Raw genomic sequence first — 21,473 nt, forward strand, 5'->3', positions numbered from 1 at the left:
AAAAATACTCCCGATTCTCCCAACCATGAACTCCACAGTCGCAAGCATCAAGACAAACATCGAAGGAGACATAAACCTGGCGAAACTGCCCCAGGAAATGGTCAACACGGTGCGTTGCGTTCAAAAAACAAGTTACTTATCCCCCAATCAGGATTAGTAGCCTTGTGGAGCGATATGGGCACCGCTAAAACCGAATTTATGCGACAGTGGCGACTGCAAAATCCTGATGTCAAATTCCTCAATAACGGGCACAGGGTAAATTTACTCAAAAACCTTGCCAATCGTCTGCAAACCGCTATTTATTCCGAACTCAAACAGGGAGAATTGACAAAGGTAGCAGCTTTGAGCATCACGATCGACAGTCTCCACAAGCTCAACACTCAATACTTAACCTATGGTTGTGTATTTATTGACGAGGCTTGCCAATATCTAACCCACCTCCTATTCAGTTCAACCTGTAAAGAATACCGGAGAGACATTTTATATGTACTGGAATATATCCTGTATAATGCAAAACTGGTAGTTATTGCCGATGCCCATATGGATGACATTACCTTGGACTTTTTCCGGGCAATGCGTCCAGAGGGGGAAGTACCTTTTATCGTCAAAAATAATTGGAAAAATGGCGATCGCAATGTTTATTGGTATGAGGGGAATAATCCTTCTGCGATCGTTGCCAAAATCTCGGCTGCAATAATGGCTGGGAAGAAAATTATGGTGGTTTCTGATTCCAAGAGTTTTGTTAAAAAATGCGAAAAACTCCTTAACAAACAGGGAATTTCTCTTGGTGAGACAGTCTCTAATCAAAATTCTGCCACAACAAAAGTACAAGACAGCCAGAAATTAAATTGCGATCGAGATACTAAAACGAAAAATCTCAATAACCAAAATAATCATGGCGATTGCAAAGGTGGAATAGGTAATAATCTATTACCAAATCAAAATTCTTCCGCTACCAATTTTGACAACCATCAGAATAATCGTGGTAATTGCAAAGGTAAGATAGGTAATCATCTATTACCGAAGGAAAATCCTTCCGCTACCAATTTTGAAAATCATCAAAATAATCACGACAATTCTAAAAGTAAGATAGATAATAATCTATTAACAAATCAAAATAATCTCAACAAAGAAAATCTAATTCATCAAATAAATTACGATGAATCGACAGGAGAAATAAACAATAATCTATTACCCGACGAAAACACTGCCAAAACAAAAAATCTCGATACCCATCAAAATAATCATGACAAATTGACGGAGAGTATAGGCAATAATCTATCTGAAGATAAATCGATAGGAGAGACGGAAAATAATTCGCCATTAACTTCAGAATTAACTTCAGAATTAATTTCAGAAAACAGCGAATTGCCAGCCAATCTACGTGTTTGGTCAATACACTCCGACAACTCCGGTAGTAAAGAGAACATTGCATTTATTAAAGACATCACCAACGCAGTCAAAAATGTTGATGTCCTCCTGGCATCCCCCAGCTTGGGAACTGGTGTAGATATTCCCGAATATCACTTCGATGAAGTGTTTGGAGTATTCCTTGGTGCATCCCAAACTGCAACCGAATGCTGTCAGCAACTATACCGCTATCGTCCCAATGTACCCATCCACGTTTGGGTAGCACCACGACCACCTTTTGGTTACAAAGAAACCAACCCCACTAAAATTCGAGAGGACTTACTCGAAAAAAATTCCCTGTCTGCATTCCTGATGAAAATCGATCGCGAGACAGGTAAGCGGGGTGTGGAAAAAGAATGGGCATTCGATGCCTACTGTCAGCTACAGGCTGCCCGTAACCAATCCCTAAATAACCTGCGGGCTGATTTGCGAGATTTGCTTACCGACATGGGTAACAAAATTATCCCAGTTGGTGAGGAAGACTCGATTGAGGAAATGAAGAAACTCATCGAAGCTGGTAGGAAATTAGATGAAGCGCACTATACTGCGGTTGCTGGGGCTGAGGATATTACCTTACAGCAATATCGCACCCTCAAAGCCAGGGATTATCTCCAACCCCAACAGGTTTTCCAATGCGAAAAATTCCGCATTAAAGATGCCTACGGAGTTAAGGAAGTTACCCCCGAATTGGTCAAAAAAGATAATAACGGGGTATTGATTAAAGCGATCGCAGCTCTCGAAGGTTTACTTGCCGATTCGGAGGGGACAATTGTGGAACCTTTGACGGGGAAACAGTACCCAGTGCCACCAAGTATCGTCACAGAACGAGACCACCAGGAGCGATCGCGTTTGCCCCTATGCTTCGATTGGAAAAATCATTCGGTTACTTGGTTGGCGAGATACACGATTGGCTTAACCTCAATCCTACGACGATTGGTGGATGGGGAGAAATTGACCGCAGCCGACCCGGAATTAGTACGAATGTATGAAATTTCCCTCAAATGTGCCAGCCAAATCAAGTCAATTTTAGGGTTTACCATTCACGAAAAATGCGGTGGACCAAAGTGGTTGTTATCGACATTGCTGGAACAACTGGGGCTGAAAGTCAGCAGTAGCAAACAGGGTGCTAGGGGCAAACAGGTTTTACATTTCTCTCTGGCAGAAGAAGAATGGGAATTTGCCAGCCAGGTAATTAAGCATCGGCAAAACAAACGTGCCTTGAAAGAAGAGCGTACCCGTCAAGCTGCCGAGGAAGCTGCCCGAAATCAGGCTGGAAAGTATAACCAATATGGGATTGACCCACCTCCTGACCCCGTATCGACCCCCCCCCCTAATGCTATAGGGAAACCCCCATTGGGAGGGGTAAATACTACCGAAAATAATGGGGTGGATTCTGCCAAAAATAGCCGGATAGATTCTTCTAAAGAGAATAATTCCTCAAAAACAATCGGTAATTCCCCATCCATATATGAAATCGGTGGAGATTACGAACCTCACGATGGAGATAGCACCCCAATTCAAACCAGCCTGCAAATGTTGAGGGATGCGATTGTCGGGGGTGTGGAAGCGGTGAAAGCAACTATTTCTCGTTGGAGTTGCGATCGCTGTTGGTGTGTGGTGCTGTTACTTGAGGAAGTAGCGGCTACCGAGGTACGTAAACTGGAGCAAATGATACCTGACTTCTACGGGTGTTTGGGTTCCTAACATCGCGCTGCGAGCAATTAATTTCGTGAATTTTCTATGGCATTTGCTTTTCCTGTGAAGATGCCCCCGATTGCTTTGGCTAAAATTGTGATGGGAATGTAATTAAAACGAGTAAAATTTATTTTTATATTGAGATAATTTCTATGCGTTATCAAGTTTTCGTTCGCAGTCAAAATGAGCATCGTTTTATTGCATCGGTTGTAGGGATGCCGAATTTAACTGTTGAGGGGACAACGGAAGCCGAAGCTATTTCTAATGCAAAATCAGCCCTTGAAGCACAACTTGCAAGGGGAAAATTTGTTTCGATAGAAGTAAATTCAGAAGTAGAAAACAGTGAAAATACTTGGCAGATGAAGTATGCAGGAATACTTGCAGATGACCCAACATTTGATTATTTTATGGATAAGTTAGCTTTAATTCGTCAAGAATTTAAGTGATAAATTTAATTTTGAAAATTTGCGATACGGCTTTAGCCGTTAGGTTCGCGATCGCAATATATAAAATATGGAATTATGGCGCGTGATTTATTTCATAATATCGTTAGGTCTGCATTAGAAAAAGATGGTTGGTTAATTACTGATGACCCATTAAGTTTGCGTGTTGGTGGAGTTGATATTCAAATAGATTTAGGTTTGGAAAAACTTTTGGCAGCTCAAAAAGATACGCGGAAAATAGCTGTAGAGATTAAAAATTTTGTGACTGCATCTAAAATATCTGAATTCCATACCGCGCTGGGTCAATTTATTAACTATCGGATAGCTTTACGCTTAGAAGAACTGGAGAGAGTCTTGTATTTGGCAGTTCCTTCGGCTGTTTATAATGATTTTTTTAATTTGCCTTTTACTAAAACAGTTGTCAGTGAAAATAACTTAAAAATTATTATTTACGATGTTGATAAGGAGGAAATAGTGGAATGGCTAAATTAGATGAATATCGTGAAAAAGTCCAGCAAATATTAATCAAATATTCCCAATATAAGCCGAGTTATGGAGAAGTTGAAATCGAGCAAATATTTGATACAGAACGGGGTAGATATCAAATCGTTAGCGTGGGTTGGAACAAACAAACGCGAATTTATGGTTGTATGATGCATCTAGATATAAAAGATGGGAAAATTTGGATTCAGCAAAATACAACGGAAGTGGATATTGCTAACGAGTTATTGGAAATGGGAGTACCAAAGTCCGATATTGTTATTGGTTTTCACACTCCTAAAATGCGCCAGTTGAGTGGTTTTGGTGTTGCTTGAGGTAAAAATAGATTTTTCGGTAATGGAAAGAATCTCAACCTGAAATGTCATATTTTTTCTGCATTTGTTTCGATAAAATCACCAATTGGACGAGATTTTCCCGAATTTAGCTCATCCAAACACTGTTGAATAGCTGCATCGTTCTCATTCTCTCAGTTAGCTATCGCTATTATTTTTCAACTAGCTGCGAAGTGCGATCGCACAGCTCCGCTAACGCCAAATTTTGATATTTCCGCCACTGTCTCCCGCAGCTAGCCAATTTCCATCGGGGGTAAAGGTGATGGATGAAACTCCACAAAAATGAGTCAGGCTGTGAATTTCTTTACCTGTTGAGACTTCCCACAATTTGATAGTCCTGTCCCCACTACCACTAGCGAGTATTTGCCCATCACGACTGAAGGCTACACACCAAACCCCACCGAAATGACCAGTGAGAGTGTGAATTTCTTTCCCTGTTGTCATTGACCACAGTTTAATAGTTTTGTCGTCACTACCACTAGCTAAAATTTGCCCATCACTACTGATGGCGACGGAATTAACAGACTCGGAATGACCAGCGAGAGTGCGAATTTCTTCCCCTGTTGTCACCGACCACAGTTTGATAGTTTCGTCCTGACTACCACTAGCCAGGATTTGCCCATCATTGCTAAAAGTTACACATTTAACTTTGTAAGGGTGACTAGTGAGTCTGCCAATTTTTATACCTCTTATCGTTTTTAGCCAGGTTTTTGAAATATCCCAAAGTATGATGCTCCCATCCCAACTACCACTGGCTAGCATTTGCCCATCACCACTAAAGGCTACTGAGAGAACATGAGAATGACCACCAGTGAGGTTGCAAATCCATTTTCCTGTTGTCGCTGACCACAGCTTTATCTCTTTGTCAAAACTACCATTGGCTAGCATTTGCCCATCACTACTAATCGCTAATGACAAAGGCTGACCTACATAGTAGTAATCAGAGAGAGTGTTAGTTTCTTTTTTGCCCGTTGTTGGTGATATTTTAATAGTTCTACCATGACTCCCACTAACCAGCGTTTGCCCATCATTGCTCATGACTATGGAATGAACCCAGCCAGTATGACCAGTGAGAGTGCGAATTTCTCTACCTCTTGTCACTGACCATAATTTGATAGTTTTGTCATAACTACTACTAGCTAGCATTTGTCCATCTCTACTAAAAGTGACGGAATTAACGAAGTCGCGATGACCAGTAAGGGTACGAATTTCTTTCCCTGTCGTCACTGACCACAATTTGATAGTTTTGTCCCGACTGCCACTAGCCACCATTTGCCCATCATTGCTAAAAGTTATGCACTCAACTATTCCAAATATTCTGGAATGACCAGTAAGGGTATGAATTTCTTTTCCTGTTGCCACTGACCACAGTTTGATAGTTTTGTCCCGACTGCCACTAGCTAACATCTGCCTATCAATACTGATAGTTTGTGAATAAACATCTCTAGAATGACCAGTAAATGTGGAGATTTCTTTCCCTGTTGTTGCCGACCACAGCTTTATAGTTTTATTCTCACTACTAATAGCTAGGATTTGCCCATCACTACCAAAGGCTACCGAACTAATGTAGCGATACCCAGAATAACCATTCAGCGTGCGAATTTCTCTACCTGTTGTCACCGACCACAATTTACCACTATCCATATCCAAACCAGCACTCGCGAGCATTTGCCCATCACTACTGAAGGCTAAGGAATAAACTGGGTCAGAAGGATCATCTGTGAAGGTGCAAATTTCTTTCCCTGTTGCCACTGACCACAATTTGATAGTTTTGTCATCACTACTACTAGCGAGCATTTGCCCATCATTGCTAAAAGTTATGCACTCAACACTATTCCAATGACCAGTTAGGGTACGGATAAGTTGACCTGTAGTTGATGACAATAAGTGAATAACAGAACCTGCCACACTTGCTAAAATATCTTCCTTGGGGCTAAAGGCTATTCTTTTATGCGACCCCAATCCTGTAGAAATCCCCAAAATATCGTGGACGCATTCCCAATATGTAGATGTATTGGGAGAGTATATTACTGGTTGTGTTGATGGTATGGGACTTGTACCCAACAAATCCAACCACTCCCGAACCGACTGGGGACGCAACTGATAATTTAACTCCATCCCTTTAATAATTGCCTCATTCACCCTGTCACTAACATTACCATTCAATTCCTTGGGTGCTGGTAGCGTAAAATTTTGCAGTCTAGCTGGTGCTGGCATGGGCAATTGTCCAGTCACTAAAGAATATAATGTAGCCGCTAAGGCGTAAACATCAATATATTCTCCCCGTTGTTCGACGGGTGCATATTGTTCTGGAGGTGCGTAACCAGGGGTAAGACTCTGTGTATGCTGTTGAACTGCACCAGAAATAAATTGTCTCGCCAGCCCAAAGTCAATTAGCACGGCTTCCGGCTTACCCGCACGCATCATAATATTACTCGGCTTCAAATCCCGATGCAGCAAGCCTTTGTCATGAACCAATATCAAAGCTTCCCCAATTTGCCGAATATATTCCAGTGCTTCCCCTTCCGGTAACGCTCCTTTGTTGGTGATTCGCTTCCCCAAATCTTCCCCTTCGATGTACTCCATTGCCATACATGGCAAATTTTCCTCATCAAAGACATTTTCTACCTGCACAATATGAGGATGGCGACACAAAGATAGTCGCAACGCTTCATCCCGGAAGTCATGGCGTAACTTATCTTGATGAGGTATCCATTGGGGATGATTGAGGATTTGTTCTCTCAGGGTTTTGATGACTCGCAACTCACCACTGCGATTTTTAGCGAGATAGGTAATACCAATCCCACCCTCACCCAATTTTCTCTTGATTGTGTAGCGACTACCAAATAAATGTTGTCCTGGATTCCACACCATTGGTCAAGACTGTAATTTTACTGATATTTATTTTGACACGTTTCCAGTGTTATCTCCCGGTTCGCCCATTTTTTACTTGCATGGATGCTTGGGTATGTTTGCATGGCTAGAAAATAATAGAATTATAATAAGTCGATATTCTGTAAGAGAACCTGTTGTGTTTGCATAGCGCCATAAAGAATAAATCCCATACACAAGCATGAATGTACAACTTATTAACTCCCTGGTAGAAGTGGTACTAAACCTCTCCCCCGAAGACCAGAAACTTTTTCAATCCAGACTCCACACCAGACAGCTAGAGAAAGCAACTCACAAAAAATTGACACCAATCGAGAAAGCCGAACAATTTCGTCAATGGCTCGCCCAATTTCCCAAAAGTAGTGTAAGCTTACCTGCTGAAGCTAGTCTGCGCGAAAATATTTATGGCGAGTGAGCAATTATTGAAATAGAAATTAATAAAAGTATTCTTTGTGGAAATATAACAAGGCGGGCGATATTTTGTAGGAGTACCTGTCGCCATCGCATAGCGTGACAAAAGAAAATCGCATAGAAAGCCATGAATGTACAACTTGTAAACTCCTTGGTAGAAGCGGTATTAAACCTCTCCCCCGAAGAGCAAAAACTTTTTCAAGAGAAGCTTAGTAACAAGCATTTAACGTTACAAACCAGTAAACCTCAAACACCAGAAGAGAGATTATTGCTTTGGCAGGAATGGATAGATACAGCACCAAAAAGCTATGCCAACCTTTCTGATGAAGCTCTGCGGCGAGAAAATATCTACGATGATGAAGTATGACCAATTATCTATTAGATACTAATATTCTGTTGCGCTCCAGGGATATAGCTTCACCCGATTACAATCTTGTCGATCGCACAATCAGGTATCTAATATCTAACAACCATCACTGTTTTATTCCCTTATAATTATGGATATTTGGGAGAGAATACTGTGCCACTAATCAAAATACCAAGACACTATCTTGTATCTCAGGATGAAGATTCAATTACAGTAGATGTACCAGAGTCAATGCTTCTACACTGGAAAAGGGATTACGAAAAAATTACTAAAGCCAAAGGAATTTTAAAGGATAAGAAAGAAGCAATTCTTACTCATTTAGACACTCTTCGCCAGGAGTGGGATGAATGAGATATCTTTATGATACAAATATTTTCATCTACTATCTTGCTGGTGAGGCAATAGTTGATTCATTGTTTGCAGAAGATTTTTTGAATTTACATGATATTTTAACTTCGCCGATTGTCCGTATTGAATTGCTGAGTTTTTCCGGCTTATCAGAGCATGAGGAACAAGCGATCGAAGATTTACTTTCGCAGTTTAGCTCGGTTCCATTATCGCGAGAAATTGAAGACCAGACAATCCAGTTAAAACGACGATATAAAATTAAACTCCCCGATGCAATTATTGCGGCAACTGCGCTAAATCAAGATGCATTTTTAGTTACAAGAAATGTTAGTGATTTTAAAGGAATTGATGGACTCAAAGTTGAAAATCCGTTTTCAGATTAGGGAAAATTGAACACAACGTAAGAAAGGTAAGAAATAAAAGCAGTGCAGTATAGCCTAAGCTAGATAATTATTTTTGCCGTGTTGACTGACTTGTAGGCGCAATGAGTATTTAAATATTTCATGATGCTTGTGCATATCTCAACCTAAGTATCACTTTTTTGATGACAATTCGTTCAGCTTTTCTCCACAATGTGCTAACCTATATCGTCATCAAGATTTTAGTAAAAACAATAACCCCATCCCGAAAATAAATCTGACTTTTCAAGGGATGTGGCAAGTCAGTAAAATAACCAGCACCAATTTTCCCATCCCCAGTTATCTTTAATGGTAACGGGGCAGGCAAACAAACTTATGAGCCGAATCATCGCAGTCTTCAACCAGGCGGGAGGTGTTGCCAAAACCACACTCACCCAAAACCTGGGCTACCACCTAGCACAACTAGGTCATCGCGTCCTGCTCATCGACATCGACCCCCAAGCCAGCTTAACTATATTTATGGGCTTGGTTCCGAGAGATTTAGAGCAAACCGTGCACAATGCCATTGTGGAGGAACAACCCTTGCCAATTCATGAGGGAATTCACGGTATGGATTTAGCCCCTGCCAATATTTCCCTCAGTACGGCAGAAATGCAATTGGTAAGTGCTTCCATGCGGGATTTCCGCCTCAAAGAAGCCATCGAACCAATTGAATCAGATTACGATTTTATCTTGATAGATTGCCCTCCCAGCTTGGGACTGCTTTCTTACATTTCCCTTGTCGCCGCCACCCACGTTCTCGTACCTTTAGAAACCCATTTCAAAGCCTTTGAGGGCACGAGCGAACTATTAAAAACCGTGGCGACAGTCCGCAACAAACCCAACCGCAAACTACAAATAGCCGGCTTTGTACCGACAAAATACGATGCCCGTAACTCCCAGGACACTCGCACCCTCGCAGCCATCACCGAACAACTAGCCAGCGCCGGAACAGTCTTTTCCCCGATTCCTCGCTCCACAGCGTTTGTTGATGCCTCAGAAGAGCGAATGCCCCTAGCAGTGTACGAACCCAAGCATCCATCCGTTGAAATCCTCAAAAAAATAGCCGTTAGCTTAGAATCCTTAACATGAGACGCACAAAAGCCAGCCAACCCCTCAAAAGTAAAATTGAAGTTCCTTGGGACACCACAGGCATCAATAATGCCGATTCTTCCCAGACCATCCCATTAGACCAGATTCATCTGCCACCAACCCAACCTCGTCGTTATTTCGACTCAGAAGCATTAAAGCAGCTAACCGAATCCATCAAACAGCATGGTATTCTCCAACCGCTATTGGTGCGTCTTATCGATGGAGAAAAACACGAATTAGTAGCAGGAGAGCGCCGCTATCGTGCTGCCAAGGAAATTGGATTAAAAGAAGTCCCCGTCGTCATCAGAGAATTAGATGACAACGCCGCTTTTCAACTGGCACTAATAGAAAACCTATTGCGAGAAGACCTTAACCCAGTCGATGAAACGGAAGGTATCCTGCAACTGCTAGCCCTCAAACTCAATCGCAGCATTAACGAAATTCCGCCATTACTGCGCCGTTTGCAACACGACCGCAAAGCAGCAAGCAAGTCTTCCAATAACGTTATTGGAAAACAGAAATCACCTTCGGATGGCACTTCCAATAATAAGAATAAGGAAGGAAAATTAGATGCTGACAACAACGTTATTATCAAGGATAACGAAGGAGAATTAGGCGCTGCCAATAACGTTATTGGAAAAAACGAAACCGATGGTTTGGATGCGGGCGATAGTACCGTCAAAGATGAAAAGAAGAACTTAGAAAAATCTTCCAATAACGTTATTGGAAAGAATGAAGATGGTAATTTGCTGGCTTCCAATAACATTATTGGCAAAGACAAAAATAACAAGCATGATGGCTCATCAAACGCAGTAAATCCAGACCTGAAAATAGTTGAAGAGGTATTTGACGGCTTGGGCTTAATGACCTGGGAATCCTTCGCCAATAACCGCTTACCCTTGTTAAACCTTCCAGAAGATATTCTTGAAGCGCTACGAAAAGGTTCAATTGAATACACCAAAGCGAGAGCGATCGCAACTATTCAAGATACTTCGGAGCGAGTTGCCTTTTTAGACCAAGCCATTAACCAAAACTGGTCTTTAAGCGAAATCAAGCAATATATCAGCGATAATAAAACTCCAAATCCCACCCAAAAAACAGAGTCGAACGACTACAAAGAGCGTTTTACTGTGGCGACTACCAAGCTGAGAAAATCACCGATTTGGTCAGACCCCAAGAAACGCAAACAGGTAGAAAAATTGCTTATCCAATTGGAGGCTCTGACAAACGAAGGGTAAGCGGGACTATAACCAGATACAGTTTTATTGTCTTATTACTAGAACAAAGAAGCTTTAACTCTGGGTGTCCTGGTCGTTTATTTTTATGTGAAGCTTGGGAATTACTCTTCGTTATCTATGTCAAAGCTTCATAATAAATAGAGGAACGTATTTGATTTTCTTCTCCCTCTCCATAAAAAAACAGGAGTAACAGGATGAATGCTCACAAAGTAGAAGCTGTTTTAGCTGAAGATGGAACTTTAATACTGCGGGACTTACCTTTTCATGCAGGGGATACTGTGGAGGTGATTATTCTCGAAGGAAAAGTTCCACAGCAGACTGTTGCATCACCTAATCAACCAGAAACAGACCTTTATCCCCTGCATGGGAAAGTAGTCCGTTACGATGACCCCACTTCCCCAGTCGCTTTGGAAGATTGGGAAGTTTTGCAATGATTGTACTTGACACGCATATCTGGGTTTGGTGGGTTGATGGTAGCGAGCGATTAACTAAGAAACATCGGGAATATATAGAGGAATATCAATCTCAAGGCTTGGGAGTAAGTATTGTTTCTTGTTGGGAAGTCGCCAAATTAGTAGAAAAAAATCGACTTGTTTTTTCTTGCTCAGTTAATGAATGGCTGGAAGCAGCTTTGGCTTATCCCGGAGTGCAATTATTAAATTTGACCCTGCCGATAGTAGTAGATTCAACTCAATTAAGTGGATTTCATAGCGACCCTTTTGACCAAATTATTGTAGCTACAGCCAGAAATTATGGGTGTTCTTTGTTAACTGTTGATGGGAAAATCCTTAATTATTCTGGCGTAGAAACACTGTCATAGATACTCCTTCTGGCTTACTTATATAGGAGAAAAGAAGATAAACCAGATAACATTATTAGCAGATATGGTTAATAAGACCGCATACTGTAAATAGCTATTTACAGTATGCACTCATTGTATTAATCGCAACATTATTGACAACTATATATAAATGTTAAAAATTTCGTAGAAAACTGTTTATTACTCTGGGATATTGCCGACAAACGAGAAAAAAGATTAAGTTAGGGGAGAGTGCCAGTTAGTACAGTCGTTCCCCTTTTAATCCCATGCTAGAGTTGGAAAAATTTACCCAGATAATACAAGCCTGGTTAGCGTATATCAGGTTAGAAGAACTGACTCAAGCTGAAGTCGAGCGGGGGTCGGATGTTTATCCAAAAGTTTTAGATAAGGGAGTGCAGCTTGTTGGTAATAAGCTAATGTTGGATCGCGAGGTGTTTAAACAAATCCAGCAACAGCAACAAGCCGCAGCCAAGAGGGGAAGAGCTAATGATTTTCAAATAGCGATCGCATTCCCGCAAATCTATCTAATTCAGGGAAAGGGGAAGGAACAAAAGCTGAAATATCTACCTCTATTCACGGTTGATATTTCTCCCATATTCAAAGGCAATTATCGCAAAACTGGTTGGGACTTGACCGAATACGAGTTTCAGCCAGTTGTTGTTAATTTGATGCGGCTATACGGGCTAGAGGAAGAGCAAGCTGAATCATTGATAGTCGCGTCGGGAATATTGAAATTTTTAGAAGACACTTTTAAAGGAAGATTTGCAACCCTGCGAGATTTTATCGAATTGGTAGACTTACCAGAAGGAAAATATAAAACTTTTCGCCAACCTTATTTACTGCGCTGCGACTTTACTCCCTATAATGCCCTGCTCAAACTCGACCTGCAAGGAATCCTACAGCAAATTCAAGAAACACCCCATCCTTGCAACTGGCTAACAGAGATTCACCCCGCAATGCAATACCTTTTTGGAAAACCGCGTAGTTTACCACCGCAGGTATCGCCCCAACATGAAATAATGTTTTTGGAAGCTTTTCCTTCCCATACTCCCGATGAATATCAAGCCTCTGTCCTCAAACACACCCAAGAGAATTTACTAACTGCCGTCTGCGGACCACCGGGAACTGGAAAAACAGAAGTGTTTCTGCACCTGGTAGCACAGCAAGTAGTGAATCGAGCATTACGACTTGTTCGTGGTGAGGATGATGGAAATAACTTAATTCTCTTTGCCAGTACCAACAATAGCGCTATTCAAAAATTTCTGTCTCGGTTAACTGGCGACTTTGCTGCCGAATCTCCTACCATAATTCCAGGCGAATTATCTAAAGAGGTTTCAACACAGGTTTCTACAAAACGTGATAAAGAGGGTTCGATAGAGGTTTTCACAGAAAATTCGACAAAAGCTTTCACAAAAAAGCACAATCCAGAAAATCAGATCGAACTCAATCGCCAACAGTTTTATCTTCCTGGTGGAAACCAAAGTATTATCCGTAGAGAAACCCTACCAAAATTGCAATCAACCCAAGACTGGCTACTAAATACCGAATTTAATCAAGAGTCTTGGTCACAAGCCAAACTAGAACTACTGCAAGCAGAAAACGAAATTCAACAATTAATAGAGCAAAACCGCTTTAATAACAGTCAAAAAATCATCGATGCAGAACGGCTAGAGCAACTCGATATAGAAATTCAATCCCTCAATAACGATATTGTGGCAAATAATTCCGAGTTACAAGCACGAATAGAGGAGCGATCGCGTTTGAAAGATTACGCAAACTTTCCCATATCTGCTTACCAGCAAATAAAAGAGGGATTATCCCAAGCAGAACGGGAACTACCAAAAGAATCCGACTCCATCGCCAAACGTGCCTATAACTTGATTAATTTTACAACCGACAAGCTAGTTTTTAAGCGTCTAGCAAATCGGACAAATGCTGCTGTTTTAAACACTTTGGCTTCCTCTCATCCCTTTCAAATACCCCTTGACCGCTTGAGCTTAACTACAGCCCAGATGGAGGTTCAGCAAAAACTAGATTTCTCACAACAATGGCAAAATCTCAATCAGGAAGTCACTAATATTCAAACCAAACTAACAGCATTAAACAAGCAATTAGAATTCAAACAAGTAGATTATCAAAAAATCCAAAAACAAATTCAAAATCAACTTGACAATTACCCCCAAGATGATTGGTACAGTAGTTTTTACCGCGACTACCACCTATTGCAACTATCACTATTCCAACATGCCTGGGCATTTCTTCAACAAGAAGTTCTCCGACGCAAAGATAGCGTTATTCGAGCATTAGAAACCTATGGTAGCGTCTTGACGGGGGACGGGGATGCATTGCTCAAACTGGAAACAGACGGGGATGCCATCTACCGCGACTTAAGCTTAATTTTTCCCATCATTAGTTCCAGCCTGCAATCGATACGCAACATGCTGCCAACTCTCCATCCCAATAGCGTGAAACTGGTACTGGTGGATGAAGCAGGTACAACACTCGTACATCAATTATTTCCCTTGCTAGTGCGATCGCAACAGGCAGTAGTCGCTGGCGACCCGCAACAAATTGAGCCAATTGTCAACCTTTGCGACGATAGCATCAAACAATATTTGAAAACCGCCTTTCTGGATATGGGCATGGGGAACGAAGACTACTATCGCTATGCTCCCACCGCCAAATACACAGCCACCGCTTACCATCGTGCTGCTGGTTCTAGCGGTACAGAAGGGGACTTAGGTAACGGCATTATCCTCAGAAATCACTACCGTTGCACCCCACCCATTATCCAGTTTTGCAGCCCCAACTATCCCGGTGGTTTGCAAATCCTTTCCAATTATGATGAAATTTCGACAGTCAAACACCTGTTGGCTTACCACGTTTAGGGAAGCCACATCAACCACACCAATCCCGAAGAAATCGATGTCGTCGAAACTGCGATCGCATCTTTAATTCAGCAAGGTTATGACCTTGACGCTGCTGATAAATCCAAGACAATTGGGGTAATGTCTCCATTTTCCCAGCAAGCCAACGCGCTAAGGTATCGACTCACGAATCGCTGGCGAAACTTTTCCTGGGATGATATTGGCACGGTTCACACTTTCCAGGGTGGAGAGAAAACAGCCATTATTTTTTCCGCTTACCAGTGCCATAAAGACGATAGTTTTTGGTTCCTTAACCGCAAGCCTAATCTCCTAAATACCGCCGTTAGTAGGGCAAGAGAATTGTTTGTTTTGGTGGGCAATCTCAGAGAACTAGAATTGGCAGGTGGCGAAACCAAGCGGTTAGTCGAACATATTCTTAGACATGGGGAAATGCGATCGCATGAAGCGCAGCGAAGCTGATCGTAAAAACCTTGAATGAACCTGTTTCAATATTTGCGATCGCCTACGGTGTGTGTTTACGTTATCTATGGTGAAGCTTTATTATTAGACTTGTTGCGTAATAAAATTTTAAACGGCTGAAAAGCTTACAACATAAGGTTTACGTCCGTTTTCGATATTAAATCGCTGAACATCTTGATTCACAAGGGTTTTAGCCACTTTTTTAGCTTAATTCGCAACAAGTCTATTATCTGCGGTGGTGCTTGCGCCATTGCTTACGGCAGGACAAAGCCCATTGACAATATATATTAGCCCTACAGTTAGCCTAGCAACTGGGAAAAATCGGGGGGCGAAGCGGAGGGGTTGGCGCTGCCATGATTAAATGTGTCGCCTCACGAGGGATTTTTGGAGCAGTACCAACCCCCGCCCGATTTAGCGAAGCGTTTTCCAGTCGCGGAAAACTCCTCCATGTTAATAGTAGTAGAAACCAAAATAGTGAGGCTTGAAGATTTGTGTCTATGTCTAGGAGATACATTGCTAAAATTCTGCCTGGGAACTGGTTTCGTAAACAAGCTGCAAGCACTCTTCAAAGTCATTCCCTTGCCAAGTTCCCGCAAATTTTAACAAATCTTCTGCTTTTGAACCTCTAAGAATTGGTGTTGCTTCCTTTATTTCAGGCTTAGTTTTGCTCTCTTGTGGCAGGGAGTGACTACCCTCATTGGTACGATCATCTTTTGGTGAGGAATCGTGAGGTGCTTCCTCTGACCTTGTTTTTGTCTTGATAAAACGTAAAAAGTCTAGCGTTTCAGCTAGGAGAACATCTGGAGAGGATTCAATTTCTTGGAGAAGTTCTTCTTTAATATCCATGCTAACTTGTGCCGTTATTTTTGTTATCTAAATAGTAGTCTCATCCTAAATATACTGGTGTTTCATAACCTTTGCTCGTCCAATCGATTACCATTACCAAAAGATGCAGTTGTTTATTGATAAATTCTGTATTGTAATTTCCATAGTGCGGCTTTTTCACGTTAGTTTACTAGCGTTCTAATCCCCGATTTTTTTCTTTTCTGCGTCCTTCATTCGCATCAAATTTTGCTGCTCATACTCCAACAATTCCGTGTTCCAATCAGATGTTTTGGGTTGCTTTACAATAGTTTGCGGCAGTAATTCTTTAATGGCTTGTGCCGTAGAACGTCCCACCGAGTCGTTATCGCAAGCAACAGTAATATTCGTAATATCTTTGAGAAAATCCAACGGCAGACTTTTAGGACTATCCACCGCCAAAAACATCATTCGCGTTTGAGGTACGCCCGAACTTACCGCCAAAGATAAGGCACAACAAGAAATAGCATCGATCGCAGATTTACAAACAACGACTTTTTCTACCTCATCCGTAGCTTTACCCCCAAAGTGGAAATAAAACCACCCCTCAGTTCGCTTCGTACCCGATGCATATCCCATAAAAGTATTATCTTCCCCCTGTGTCCCCCGCAAAAATGCCCCAGTCGTAGCTGCGGAATCCCCCGATATCGCACCCGTAGAAAGCGATCGCTCTATGCCCATCCTTGGCTCAGGCTTGGATACCGGAAGTCGCGCATAGTAAAAACAGCGTTTTGCTGCTCGTCGGCATAAAGCCATCCCTTGGAATGAAGACCATCGACAAAATTTTCCGGCAATCCCCTCGCGTTGGTCAAATAATTCTTGACATTAAGCCACTTAGAGGCATCCTCCAAGGGAGGTACAAACTGCGGTGTGGGTTCAGTAGCCACAATTTTAATCGCTTGTTCTTCTACTTTTGCTCTAGAAGCACGCAACATTCCCTCCTCTCCAAAGCGATCGCACAACCAGGCTAAAGATTGGCGAAAATTACACCCCGCAACGTGCATCACCAAATCAATAGCCCCACCTCCCCCTCTTTCCGCCGTAAAGTCGTACCATTTAGAACCAGTAATATTGATAACTTGCCCCAACCCCTTCCAACGGTTCTCTCCCTTATCGGCTTTATCTAACCCCAAATGCCAAGCCACATCCTCCAGGGGTAAATCCCTTAATTGGTCGGCTTGCTGCTTCCAGTAAAAGTTCTCGGACTCCAGTTCCTCGACACGGTTTTCTAACTCAGAGCGTAATTTCTCAGACGCGATCGCACTCCTTGATGCTCGTTTTTCTAACCCAATCATCCTGCTTCTATCTGCCAGTTGGTGATTGATGGTTTGAATTGCCGGGTCTTTTTTAATGCGTTCAAATAATTGCTGTGCAGTCTCCCCCTGTTTTGGAGCCAATCTGTCCAATTCCAGGGTCAAAGGTTCTTTATGTACTGCCTCATAATATTCCTTCACCTTGGTGTGAGTAGCTTGTGACCCCTTTACCCCACGTTCAATTCCCAAAGGTGCGAGTGCCTTAGCATAAGAATCTTGAAACTTAGATAATTTAATACTGGCTTGCCGTCCATCACCCCCAAACATCGCTTTGTGGCTTAATTGTTTGGTTTTGTCGTTGAGGGGAACTATATAAGCGTGGATGTGGGGAGTAGATTCATCCAAATGTAATTCAGCGCGAACGTATTTATCGCCAAAATTGTCTTGCAGCCATTTTTTAGAAGCCGACGCAAAATTCCACATCAAAGAATCATCCCATTTCCCAGCCATCGACGGGTCATGGGGACGAAAATATTCAGGAGATGCCGAGAGAAATATTTCGCTGCACAGCACTGCATCTTTACGGGGCTTATGTTTAGTATTGTCAGATATTTTGTCTAAAACAATTTTTTCTAATTCGGGGTCATCGTTATCGCCAATCAGCCGAATATTTTCTTTATAGGGGTCAGCATTTGGTGTATCTTGAAGACGGGCAGTATGTTTTTCGCTGCCGCCCACACTCCCCAAACTTTTTAATTTCCCAACGCGCATAATCGCTTTTGCGGTCATTGAAAAACCCCCCACCAATAATTTAGGAATATGCCCCGCAGGGCGAACTTACTTCCATGTCTAGAGCGATAGCGATAGATGCCGCAGGCACCCCGTAGGGGCGTGGAAGTAAAGTGAGTTCACTTCGATTATAACGAAGCTGCCCGAAATGGCTTTTTGCGGTAGGCGGAGCGCGTGGTCTTAGGGGAAATATTTTGGGGTATGGAAGGAGTATTGCAATCCAAACACTATTAATTAGTTTTGAATTGCGTGGCATCTATTTTAATTTATTAAAACAGAGATAAAACCCTCAACTAAATCACTTTTTGAAAATAGCATAAACTCGAAAAAATATATGAAGCATATATTCTCCGGCTTTTTGTGAGGTATATTATATCCTGTTCTTTTTGGACATTCTATTTTCAAAGCATAATATTTCCTCTATCAGATTAGGATGGAATAACTTAAAATCTTTTCCCAACAATCTGCTCAATTAAAGGACGATAAATAGTGTTATCCAAATGCGTCACATACCAGTCTTTATAAGTACCAGCAACTAAATTTTCTTCAATCAACGGCGCTTCTTCCAAAAGTGTCCATAAGTTATGGGTGGCGCGATTCCAAAAACCTGCGGCTCCATTTTCTCGAAGACCATCAACACCATGCATTTTGCAAGCTGGACATTGACATTCTTCTAACTGCTTTAACTCGTCTTGGCTGAGTTGACGACCTTTCCATTTCCCCAATTGAGCTACAATTCGCTCCCCAGTTCCAGGCAACTGTATTATTCCACGAGCAGCTCGGTTTCGCCATCCACTAGAATCTACAGAGTTAATTCCGAATAATGCTGCTATGTGTAATGTTGCGGTACCACCTATACCAAATACATGGAGCTTTTTGTCTTTAAATTCTTCTCGAACGTGTTGAAGATTATCCATGATTTTTTGGTGAGGTATAGCTTTTGGTGCGCGTAGTAAGTTGGGAACAATGCCACCCAATGCAATACCTGTTTTTTGTCTCAGTGCCTTATTTTTCTTAATTTTTACAACATATTCTTCTAAAAAATTACTAACGTGAATAACAGGAATAAATTGATTATCTTTATAAGCAATATTCATTTTCATTGTCCGAGTAAAGCATTGTTTTTGCTCAGACAATGACATTTTTGGAGTGGGGATAAAATCTTGAGGAATTGGACACCAGTCAGGTTTAGCACCTTGAACAAATTCTTCATAGTCGTTTGTTACTACTTTCCCACCACGGGTAATAAAGTAGAACGCTCCATTGTCAAGGTAAAGCTTTACTTCTTCTGGGATGCCAAGATATTCTCTAAGACCTTGCTCCATAACTTTACGTCGAAGCACGGGTCTTTGATGAAATTCGGCGTAGGAAACCATAACTGCTCGCAATTGTGGAAGATAATAAGGAGAGTTTTTATCCCACACGCGAGGTTTGATTCCCTTCAGACTGATACCAGCAACAATGAGCATACCAATTTAGCTCTACTCTCTAAAACAATTAAAAAATAAATCTCCTATTTATTAGGATATTTATTCATCAATGTTTACCTTACTACAATCAGTAACTCCTGAGAATAAAATATCAATTTTATAGGGTAGAAAATTCTATTTTTGCATGATTATTAGCATCTCTATAAATACGATATTTACTTCCAAATTCCTCACAAACATCTTCTTGATGTGAAACGACAATCACCCTACCTCCTCGCAAAACATCTTGGCTCAAACGAGATAATTCGCTAACCATTAGCGGACGTTTAACTTTATCTAGATTTCCGAATCCTTCATCAATTACTAAGGTATCTACAGTCCGCCCTCCGTAAATCGATTGACCAATTGCGACAGCTAAACTAACAGCAACCAAAAACTTTTCGCCACTACTCAAATACTCAAACTGCCGCAAAGGAGTATTAGGCTGACTCAAATCCCGCGCTAGAATATCTAACTCTGTTTGTTCCGCGTTTTCTTTCAGGTCAATTTGCCATGTACCGTTACTGAGATGTGCTAAAGTATTATTGGCATTGACTTTGATTGCTTCCTGGGCTTTTTGAATAATCTTAGCTTGTAATCCCTTATTACCAAAGGCATCTACTAGGCGTTCATAATAGCTTAGTTCCTTTTTAGCTTCATTGAGTTTTTCTTGTTGTTCCTCATATTTTTGTCTTTGATTTTTCATCTCAGTCAGTTTTTGTCTTTCTACATTGAGTTTCTCCTCAGTCTGTTGTAGTTCTGTATTAATTACATCTAGTTCAGCCTGAAATTCATCCACAGAACGACGATGTTCCTCTGGTATCTTCTCAAGTTGATCTTTAAGTGTATTGATAGCCCCAGCAAGCTGATTAACTCGATTTTGTGCCTCACGTAGTTGATTCTCTTCTGTTTCAGACTTATTTAAATTAGCTAATTCTTCCTGGAGTTTTTCTAATTCCTCTTGGTTAATACAAGCTGGGTGAAGCGACCAATTTTGAGGGAGTGCTTTTGTCTGTTGTTCCACCTCATATTCTGCTTTTTGTTGACGAAGCTGTAGATCACTTAATTTATTTTGAGCCAAGTTAATATTGCTATCTATTTCTCTCTTCTGCTTTTCTAATGCTTCGCTCTTAGATTTAGCTTTTTGAAATTCAACTTCTATAGTTTCCTTTTCATTCTGAAACTGAGTAACTAATAGTACGATATTTTCAACTTCTATTTTAAGATATTGTCGTTGCTCACCCGAAATGATCGGTAATTTTTCCAATTCCTTTTTACAGCTATTAATAGTCTGATCAATGCTATTCTTAAGGATTCGAGCTTCCGAGAGTTTTTGCTTTTGTTCTGGTGCTGTTTTGAGGTTATGCCACTCTATTTCTAAATCGGGTAATTCATCCAGCATCTCAGCCCAAACGCCAGCTTCTTTTTGAGCAAGATCAACAATTTGTCTTTGTTTCACCAGAGTAGCTTCAAGAGTTTGTAGCTTAGTGTTAGCACTAGCAAGTTTTAGCTCTGCATCACGAGTAACTATTTGTGCTTCTTTAATAGTATTCTCAGTTGTGGATTTCTCTTTCTGTTTGAGCTTTAGCTGGCTATTTATGCTCTCTTCATGCCATTCCAATTTTGAGATTTCTTCTTGCCAAGACCGATATTCTTGTGCAAGTCGTATCTGTATCTCCTCGTTGTCCAAATGACTGCCACAAGTAGGGCATTCCTTCTCGTGAGAAAGACCATCTCGATGGTTCACCTTTTCACGTAAAAGTAATATCTGATTTTGACAAATACGCAAATTTTCGTTTATATGGGT

19 protein-coding genes and 1 pseudogene are annotated in these 21,473 nt (G+C 41.3%); 14 read left to right on the forward strand and 6 right to left on the reverse strand.

Features of this window, described 5'->3' with window-relative positions; translation table 11 throughout:
- The 4 genes and pseudogenes from VB733_RS22640 to VB733_RS22655 form a co-directional block, all read left to right on the forward strand.
- Window positions 1-3,114: pseudogene (locus VB733_RS22640) on the forward strand (hypothetical protein); the annotation flags it as partial.
- A 143-nt stretch (window positions 3,115-3,257) separates the two neighbouring features.
- Window positions 3,258-3,551: a type II toxin-antitoxin system HicB family antitoxin gene (locus tag VB733_RS22645; RefSeq protein ID WP_323342311.1), complete on the forward strand. Its 294-nt coding sequence runs from the start codon at window positions 3,258-3,260 to the stop codon at window positions 3,549-3,551.
- A gap of 75 nt (window positions 3,552-3,626) precedes the next feature.
- Window positions 3,627-4,040: a XisH family protein gene (locus VB733_RS22650; protein WP_323342312.1), complete on the forward strand. Its 414-nt coding sequence runs from the start codon at window positions 3,627-3,629 to the stop codon at window positions 4,038-4,040.
- Window positions 4,028-4,363, forward strand: a complete 336-nt coding sequence (locus VB733_RS22655) for a XisI protein (RefSeq protein WP_323342313.1) — start codon at window positions 4,028-4,030, stop codon at window positions 4,361-4,363. The genes VB733_RS22650 and VB733_RS22655 overlap by 13 nt, the downstream gene beginning before the upstream one ends.
- Window positions 4,364-4,573: 210 nt before the next feature.
- Here the strand turns inward: VB733_RS22655 and VB733_RS22660 are convergent, their stop codons facing one another.
- Window positions 4,574-7,255 carry a serine/threonine-protein kinase gene (locus VB733_RS22660; RefSeq protein ID WP_323342314.1) on the reverse strand — a complete coding sequence of 894 codons (2,682 nt, stop codon included), beginning with the start codon at window positions 7,253-7,255 and terminating at the stop codon, window positions 4,574-4,576.
- Window positions 7,256-7,454: 199 nt separating this feature from the next.
- On the opposite strand from VB733_RS22660, the gene VB733_RS22665 reads away from it, so the two are divergent.
- From VB733_RS22665 to VB733_RS22710, 10 genes are all read left to right on the forward strand, one after another.
- Complete coding sequence (locus tag VB733_RS22665) at window positions 7,455-7,688, forward strand: hypothetical protein (RefSeq protein ID WP_323342315.1); 234 nt, start codon at window positions 7,455-7,457, stop codon at window positions 7,686-7,688.
- A gap of 123 nt (window positions 7,689-7,811) precedes the next feature.
- On the forward strand, window positions 7,812-8,051 hold the full coding sequence (locus VB733_RS22670; RefSeq protein ID WP_323342316.1) for a hypothetical protein: 240 nt from the start codon (window positions 7,812-7,814) through the stop codon (window positions 8,049-8,051).
- Window positions 8,052-8,204: 153 nt separating this feature from the next.
- Entirely contained in the window at window positions 8,205-8,402 is a 198-nt protein-coding gene (locus VB733_RS22675) for a hypothetical protein (protein WP_323342317.1), read from the forward strand.
- The gene (locus VB733_RS22680) at window positions 8,399-8,782 is read left to right on the forward strand and encodes a type II toxin-antitoxin system VapC family toxin (protein ID WP_323342318.1); all 384 of its coding nucleotides are present in this window, start codon (window positions 8,399-8,401) and stop codon (window positions 8,780-8,782) included. Before VB733_RS22675 ends, VB733_RS22680 begins: the two co-directional genes overlap by 4 nt.
- Before the next feature lie 351 nt (window positions 8,783-9,133).
- On the forward strand, window positions 9,134-9,889 hold the full coding sequence (locus tag VB733_RS22685; RefSeq protein WP_323342319.1) for a ParA family protein: 756 nt from the start codon (window positions 9,134-9,136) through the stop codon (window positions 9,887-9,889).
- The gene (locus VB733_RS22690) at window positions 9,886-11,127 is read left to right on the forward strand and encodes a ParB/RepB/Spo0J family partition protein (protein WP_323342320.1); all 1,242 of its coding nucleotides are present in this window, start codon (window positions 9,886-9,888) and stop codon (window positions 11,125-11,127) included. The genes VB733_RS22685 and VB733_RS22690 overlap by 4 nt, the downstream gene beginning before the upstream one ends.
- Before the next feature lie 194 nt (window positions 11,128-11,321).
- Window positions 11,322-11,561 carry a hypothetical protein gene (locus tag VB733_RS22695; protein ID WP_323342321.1) on the forward strand — a complete coding sequence of 80 codons (240 nt, stop codon included), beginning with the start codon at window positions 11,322-11,324 and terminating at the stop codon, window positions 11,559-11,561.
- The gene (locus VB733_RS22700; protein WP_323342322.1) at window positions 11,558-11,947 is read left to right on the forward strand and encodes a type II toxin-antitoxin system VapC family toxin; all 390 of its coding nucleotides are present in this window, start codon (window positions 11,558-11,560) and stop codon (window positions 11,945-11,947) included. The genes VB733_RS22695 and VB733_RS22700 overlap by 4 nt, the downstream gene beginning before the upstream one ends.
- Window positions 11,948-12,213: 266 nt before the next feature.
- Window positions 12,214-14,835 carry a superfamily I DNA/RNA helicase gene (locus tag VB733_RS22705; protein WP_323342323.1) on the forward strand — a complete coding sequence of 874 codons (2,622 nt, stop codon included), beginning with the start codon at window positions 12,214-12,216 and terminating at the stop codon, window positions 14,833-14,835.
- A gap of 66 nt (window positions 14,836-14,901) precedes the next feature.
- Window positions 14,902-15,294: a C-terminal helicase domain-containing protein gene (locus VB733_RS22710; protein WP_323342329.1), complete on the forward strand. Its 393-nt coding sequence runs from the start codon at window positions 14,902-14,904 to the stop codon at window positions 15,292-15,294.
- Window positions 15,295-15,810: 516 nt separating this feature from the next.
- Here VB733_RS22710 and VB733_RS22715 read toward each other — a convergent pair.
- From VB733_RS22715 to VB733_RS22735, 5 genes are all read right to left on the reverse strand, one after another.
- On the reverse strand, window positions 15,811-16,140 hold the full coding sequence (locus tag VB733_RS22715) for a hypothetical protein (RefSeq protein ID WP_323342324.1): 330 nt from the start codon (window positions 16,138-16,140) through the stop codon (window positions 15,811-15,813).
- A gap of 177 nt (window positions 16,141-16,317) precedes the next feature.
- Window positions 16,318-16,836 carry a toprim domain-containing protein gene (locus VB733_RS22720; protein ID WP_323342325.1) on the reverse strand — a complete coding sequence of 173 codons (519 nt, stop codon included), beginning with the start codon at window positions 16,834-16,836 and terminating at the stop codon, window positions 16,318-16,320.
- On the reverse strand, window positions 16,827-18,197 hold the full coding sequence (gene mobV / locus VB733_RS22725) for a MobV family relaxase (protein WP_323342326.1): 1,371 nt from the start codon (window positions 18,195-18,197) through the stop codon (window positions 16,827-16,829). Before mobV ends, VB733_RS22720 begins: the two co-directional genes overlap by 10 nt.
- 443 nt (window positions 18,198-18,640) lie before the next feature.
- On the reverse strand, window positions 18,641-19,666 hold the full coding sequence (locus tag VB733_RS22730; RefSeq protein WP_323342327.1) for a hypothetical protein: 1,026 nt from the start codon (window positions 19,664-19,666) through the stop codon (window positions 18,641-18,643).
- 118 nt (window positions 19,667-19,784) lie between these two features.
- On the reverse strand, window positions 19,785-21,473 hold a 1,689-nt coding region (locus VB733_RS22735; protein WP_323342328.1), incomplete at its 5' end, for a hypothetical protein.

This window comes from Calothrix sp. UHCC 0171, assembly GCF_034931845.1.
Lineage (GTDB): Bacteria > Cyanobacteriota > Cyanobacteriia > Cyanobacteriales > Nostocaceae > Brunnivagina.

Coding starts and splice junctions, on each gene's coding strand:
- VB733_RS22645 (WP_323342311.1), top strand. CDS start 3,258: ATGCGTTATCAAGTTTTCGTTCGCAGTCAAAATGAGCATCGTTTTATT.
- VB733_RS22650 (WP_323342312.1), top strand. CDS start 3,627: ATGGCGCGTGATTTATTTCATAATATCGTTAGGTCTGCATTAGAAAAA.
- VB733_RS22655 (WP_323342313.1), top strand. CDS start 4,028: ATGGCTAAATTAGATGAATATCGTGAAAAAGTCCAGCAAATATTAATC.
- VB733_RS22660 (WP_323342314.1), bottom strand. CDS start 7,255: ATGGTGTGGAATCCAGGACAACATTTATTTGGTAGTCGCTACACAATC.
- VB733_RS22665 (WP_323342315.1), top strand. CDS start 7,455: ATGAATGTACAACTTATTAACTCCCTGGTAGAAGTGGTACTAAACCTC.
- VB733_RS22670 (WP_323342316.1), top strand. CDS start 7,812: ATGAATGTACAACTTGTAAACTCCTTGGTAGAAGCGGTATTAAACCTC.
- VB733_RS22680 (WP_323342318.1), top strand. CDS start 8,399: ATGAGATATCTTTATGATACAAATATTTTCATCTACTATCTTGCTGGT.
- VB733_RS22685 (WP_323342319.1), top strand. CDS start 9,134: ATGAGCCGAATCATCGCAGTCTTCAACCAGGCGGGAGGTGTTGCCAAA.
- VB733_RS22690 (WP_323342320.1), top strand. CDS start 9,886: ATGAGACGCACAAAAGCCAGCCAACCCCTCAAAAGTAAAATTGAAGTT.
- VB733_RS22695 (WP_323342321.1), top strand. CDS start 11,322: ATGAATGCTCACAAAGTAGAAGCTGTTTTAGCTGAAGATGGAACTTTA.
- VB733_RS22700 (WP_323342322.1), top strand. CDS start 11,558: ATGATTGTACTTGACACGCATATCTGGGTTTGGTGGGTTGATGGTAGC.
- VB733_RS22705 (WP_323342323.1), top strand. CDS start 12,214: ATGCTAGAGTTGGAAAAATTTACCCAGATAATACAAGCCTGGTTAGCG.
- VB733_RS22715 (WP_323342324.1), bottom strand. CDS start 16,140: ATGGATATTAAAGAAGAACTTCTCCAAGAAATTGAATCCTCTCCAGAT.
- VB733_RS22720 (WP_323342325.1), bottom strand. CDS start 16,836: ATGGGCATAGAGCGATCGCTTTCTACGGGTGCGATATCGGGGGATTCC.
- mobV (WP_323342326.1), bottom strand. CDS start 18,197: ATGACCGCAAAAGCGATTATGCGCGTTGGGAAATTAAAAAGTTTGGGG.
- VB733_RS22730 (WP_323342327.1), bottom strand. CDS start 19,666: ATGCTCATTGTTGCTGGTATCAGTCTGAAGGGAATCAAACCTCGCGTG.